We start from the raw sequence: 4,933 nt of genomic DNA on the forward strand, positions 1-4,933 counted from the left end.
CGCGCTTGATCTCGACGCGGGTGCGCTGGAGGCCGGCGGTGCGCACGATGCAGCCCATCGAGGCAGGCAGCGACAGGTCGGCCATGATCGACTTGAGGCGCTTGCGGTCGCCGGCGTTGCTGATCTTGCGGCTGATCCCGCCGCCATGCGAGGTGTTGGGCATCAGCACGCAATAGCGGCCGGCCAGCGACAGATAGGTGGTCAGCGCCGCGCCCTTGTTGCCGCGCTCCTCCTTGACGACCTGGACCAGCAGCACCTGGCGGCGATGGATGACGTCCTGGATCTTGTAGCGCCGCCTGAGGTTCATCCGGCGCTGGCGCAGCGCCTCGACCTGATCGTCGCCGCCGCGCGGCTTCTTGGAAGTGCCCTCGTCGGTGCCTTCCTCATCCTCGCCGGTCTCGGCCTCGCTGCCGCCATCGTCGTCGAACCGGTCGTCCTCGTCGCCCTCGTCGACGCCGTTCTCGTCGTCCTCGGCATCCTGGCGGGCGCGCAGCGCGGCCTCCTCGGCGGCGTGCTCCGCCTCCTCGCGCAGCAGCGCCTCGCGATCTTCCTTGGGGATCTGGTAATAGTCGGGGTGGATTTCGCTAAAGGCGAGGAAGCCGTGGCGGTTGCCGCCGTAATCGATGAAGGCGGCCTGCAGCGACGGCTCGACGCGCGTCACCTTGGCGAGATAGATATTGCCCTTGAGCTGCTTGCGCTCGGCGGACTCGAAGTCGAATTCCTCGATCCGGTTATTCTGGACGACCGCCACGCGGGTTTCTTCCCGGTGGCGTGCGTCGATCAGCATGCGTGTGGTCATTGAACGATCTCCACGCGCGCCAGGCCTCACGGGGCGGCGCGCGACGATGGGATGCGGCGGCGCAAGGCGCGCCGGCCGCAAGGGGGTGACGGGATGCCTCTGCTCGCGACGCAGGCCAGGCCGGGTGCCGTGGCGGCCGCACGGCCGCGACCCCGCCGGCCGGAGCCGGGCGGTGGTGCGGATGCGGGCTATGCGTCATGCGAGCGTCAACCTGATGAGCGGCGCCCCTCAACGCGGGGCCGCGGCTGCGCCCGCCGCCGCGTCCAATCGGACGCAGTATTTGGGCACCGTCAATTGGTAGCAGCGCGGGCACGACATCGCAACCGGCGGTAATTTGCCGCCCTGCCGGCAAAATAATGCCGAACGCCGGATTAACCGCTCCCTGCAACCGCGCAGGAGGGGAGGGGTCGCTAGGCCGGGTTAACGACATGGCCCAGCACAAGGTTCCTCCCATGCTATTTTCCCGCTGGACCAGTGCGCTTCGCGCGCGGCATGGACGCGGCGTGCTGACGCTGATCGCGACCATGATGGGCTGGCTGCTCGGCAGCCCGGCGTTCGCGACGTCGATCGTCCATGTCGCCGCCGACGCGAGCCGGATCGTGATCCGCTTCGACGCACCGGTCGAGCACGCCTCCAGCACGATCGGCGATGGCGCGCGGCAGATCACCGTCGACCTGGCCGGCGTGGCGGCGCATACCCCCGGCGTGCGCGGCGGCTTCGCGGCGGTGCACGTCGACACGGGGGCCGCGGGCGACACGCGGCTGGTGTTCGATCTCGCCAGCCCGGCGGTCGTCACCGACGGCGCGCTCGATGACAATGGCCGGTCGCTGACGCTGTCGCTCGTCGCCGCCGATCCGGCGACGGCGATGCAGGCGAGCCTGGCCGGGCCGCTCGACTTCTTCCCCTTCAACCTCGACCTGTCGGGCGGCAAGTCGCGCTACAAGGTGTCGCAGGCGGTGCCGCCCGCCGCCAAGGCCCCGCCGCTGCCGCACATCGAGGGCGACCGCAGCCGGCCGCTGGTGGTGATCGATCCCGGCCATGGCGGCATCGACCCCGGCGCGATCAATCCCGAGAACGGGCTGCGCGAGAAGGACGTGACGCTGAAGATCGCCCGCGCGATCCGCGACGAGCTGCTCGCCCGCGGCCGGGTGCGGGTGGCGCTGACCCGCGACGACGACCGTTACCTGGTGCTGCGCGAGCGGTTCGGCATCGCCCGCCGGCTCCATGCCGACCTGTTCATCTCGATCCACTGCGACAGCGTCGGTGCGGGGGATGCCTCGGGGGCGTCGGTCTATACCCTGTCGGAGGTGGCCAGCGACAAGGAGGCGGCGCGGCTGGCGGCGCGCGAGAACAAGGCCGACGTCATCACCGGCGTCGACCTGGGCGGAGCGGGGGCGGACGTGTCGTCGATCCTGATCGACCTGACCCAGCGCGAGACGATGAACAACTCGGCCGACTTCGCCCGGCTGCTCGGCCGCGAGGCCGCGCCGCTGGTGCCGCTCAAGGCGAACTTCCACCGCATGGCATCGCTGATGGTGCTCAAGGCCCCCGACATGCCGTCGGTGCTGTTCGAGACCGGCTATATCTCCAACCCGCGCGACGCCGCCTTCCTCGACAGCGCCGAGGGACGCCACCGCATCGCCGAGGGGATCGAGCGCGCGGTCGAGGTGCATTTCGCCCGGCGCATCGCCGCGCGCTGATCCACCCGTTACTTCCCGGTCAAGCCCGGGGTAGAGGTACGACCGGCTTCCCCCGCCGATCGAACCTGCTAAAGCCTGCGCCAAGTCCATGGCGTCCCCCTCCTCCACGCGCTTCGTCCTCCATCGCGACCTTGCCGGCTGGCTTGGCGTGGCGGCCGGGCTGTGGCGGCGGCGGCTGGTCAAGGCGCTGGCGGTGCTCGCCGGGCTCGGCCTGATCGCCTATGCGCTGCTGTGGCTGACGATCATCCGCGACCTGCCCTCGGTCGATCGCCTGCGCGCCTATGAGCCGCCGCTGCCCACCAATGTCCGCGGCATCGACGGCGTGCCGGTGCAGTCCTATGCCCGCGAGCGGCGCGTCGAGCTGTCCTTCGCTGAATATCCGCCGCTGCTGATCCGCGCCTTTCTGGCGGCGGAGGACAAGAGCTTCTTCGAGCATCATGGCGTCGACTATACTGGCGCGGCGGGCGCGGTGATCGACTATGCGCGCAAGCTCGGCACCGGCAAGCGCGCCCGCGGCGGCTCGACCATCACCCAGCAGGTCGCCAAGAACCTGCTGATCGGCAACGAATATTCGCCGACCCGCAAGCTGAAGGAGGCGATCCTCGCCTATAAGATCGAGGACACGCTGACCAAGCCGCAGATCCTGGAGTTGTACCTCAACCAGATCGCGCTCGGCCGCAACTCGTTCGGGGTGGAGGCGGCGAGCCACGCCTATTTCGATAAGGAGCTGCCGGAGCTGGACCTGGCGCAGATGGCCTATCTCGCCATCCTGCCCAAAGGGCCCAGCAACTACGACCCGGTGCGCCATGCCGACCGCGCGCTGCAGCGGCGCAACTATGTGCTGGGGGAGATGCTCAAGAACGGCTTCATCACCCAGTCCCAGCATGACGGTGCGGTCGCCGAGCCGCTCGGCACCATCCTGCGCCGTACCCCCAAGTTCGAGGCGCATGGCGGCTATTTCGTCGAGGAGGTGCGTCGCGAGCTGATCGACAAGTTCGGCGAGACCTCCGAAGGCGGCCGCCAGCCGTTCAGCGTCTATGAGGGCGGGCTGTGGGTGCGCACCTCGCTCGACACGCGGCTGCAGGACCTGGGCGCGCAGGCGTTGCGCGACGGCCTGCTGCGCTATGATCGCGGCCGCGGCTGGGGCGGCGCGATCCGCCACCTCGACCTCGCGGACGAGAACTGGCTGCAACCGCTGCTCAACACCAACATCGCGCTCGACTATAGCGACTGGCGAGCGGCGATCGTCACCGCCAAGGCCGGCGACGCGGCGCAGCTGGGCTTCGCGACGGGGGAGACCGGCACCCTGCCGCGCTGGGGCGCGCAGATGCCGGTGCGCGGGCTGGGCGGCACCGCCTTTGCCAGGATCAAGGTCGGCGACATCATCGCCGTTGCGCCAGAAGGGGGACAGTTCGCGCTGCGGGCGATCCCGCGCATCTCCGGCGGGTTCGTCGTCGAGGAGCCGGCGACGGCGCGGGTGCTGGCGATGCAGGGCGGCTTCGACGCGCGGCTGCAGGCGTTCAACCGAGCCACCCAGGCCGAGCGCCAGACCGGATCGGCGATCAAGCCGATCGTCTATTCCGCCGCGCTCGACAACGGCATGACGCCGGCATCGATCATCCTCGACGCGCCGTTCTGCGTCGACCAGGGCGCGCATCTCGGCACCAAATGCTTCAAGAACTTCGGCAATGAAGGCAGCGCCGGCCCGCACACGATGCGCTGGGGCGTCGAACAGTCGCGCAACCTGATGACGGTCCGCGCCGCCGCCCAGATCGGGATGCCCAAGGTGGTCGAGCGGATCAAGGCGATGGGGATCGGCGGCTTCCCGCCCTATCTCTCCTATGCGCTCGGGGCCGGCGAGACCACCGTCGCGCGGATGGTCAACGCCTATGCCACCATCGAGAACAACGGTCGCGGCCATGCGCCGACGCTGATCGACTTCGTCCAGGACCGGCACGGCAAGGTGATCCTGCCCGATGCCTGGCGGTCCTGCGACGGCTGCAACGCCCGCGACTGGGGGACCAAGCCGATGCCGCGCCCCGCCAGCCGGATGCGCCAGGTGATCGACGCGATGACCGCCTATCAGGTCGTCCACATCACCGAAGGCGTGATCCAGCGCGGCACCGCCACCACCCTGCGCGACCTCGACCGGCCGATGTTCGGCAAGACCGGCACCAACAACGGCCCCACCGACGTGTGGTTCATCGGCGGCACGCCGCAGTTCGTCGGCGGCCTGTATATCGGCTATGACCACCCGGTCGGCCTGGGGGGCTTCGCGCAGGGCGGCACCATCGCCGCGCCGATCTTCAAGGAGTTCGCCGCCAAGGCCTATGACGGGCTGGAGAAGCTGCCGTTCCGTGCCCCCGCCGGCATCCGCCTCGTCCGCATTGACCGGGCCAGCGGCCAGCCGGTCTATGGCGGCTGGCCCGGCACC

At 69.6% G+C, this 4,933-nt stretch carries 3 protein-coding genes; 2 read left to right on the plus strand and 1 reads right to left on the minus strand.

Annotated features, from left to right (window positions below; translation table 11 throughout):
* A partial coding sequence (locus HUU96_RS11185; RefSeq protein ID WP_254605189.1) for a ribonuclease E/G occupies positions 1-799 on the minus strand: 799 nt, incomplete at its 3' end.
* Between the two features lie 452 nt (positions 800-1,251).
* Between HUU96_RS11185 and HUU96_RS11190 the strand changes: the two genes are divergently transcribed.
* Together HUU96_RS11190 and HUU96_RS11195 are read left to right on the plus strand one after the other, a co-directional pair.
* A complete protein-coding gene (locus tag HUU96_RS11190) occupies positions 1,252-2,499 on the plus strand; it encodes an N-acetylmuramoyl-L-alanine amidase (protein ID WP_174292876.1) in 1,248 nt (415 codons plus the stop codon).
* An 88-nt stretch (positions 2,500-2,587) separates the two neighbouring features.
* A partial coding sequence (locus HUU96_RS11195; protein WP_174292877.1) for a penicillin-binding protein 1A occupies positions 2,588-4,933 on the plus strand: 2,346 nt, incomplete at its 3' end.

The sequence above is a fragment of the Sphingomonas bacterium genome (genome assembly GCF_903644135.1).
Taxonomy (GTDB): domain Bacteria; phylum Pseudomonadota; class Alphaproteobacteria; order Sphingomonadales; family Sphingomonadaceae; genus Sphingomonas.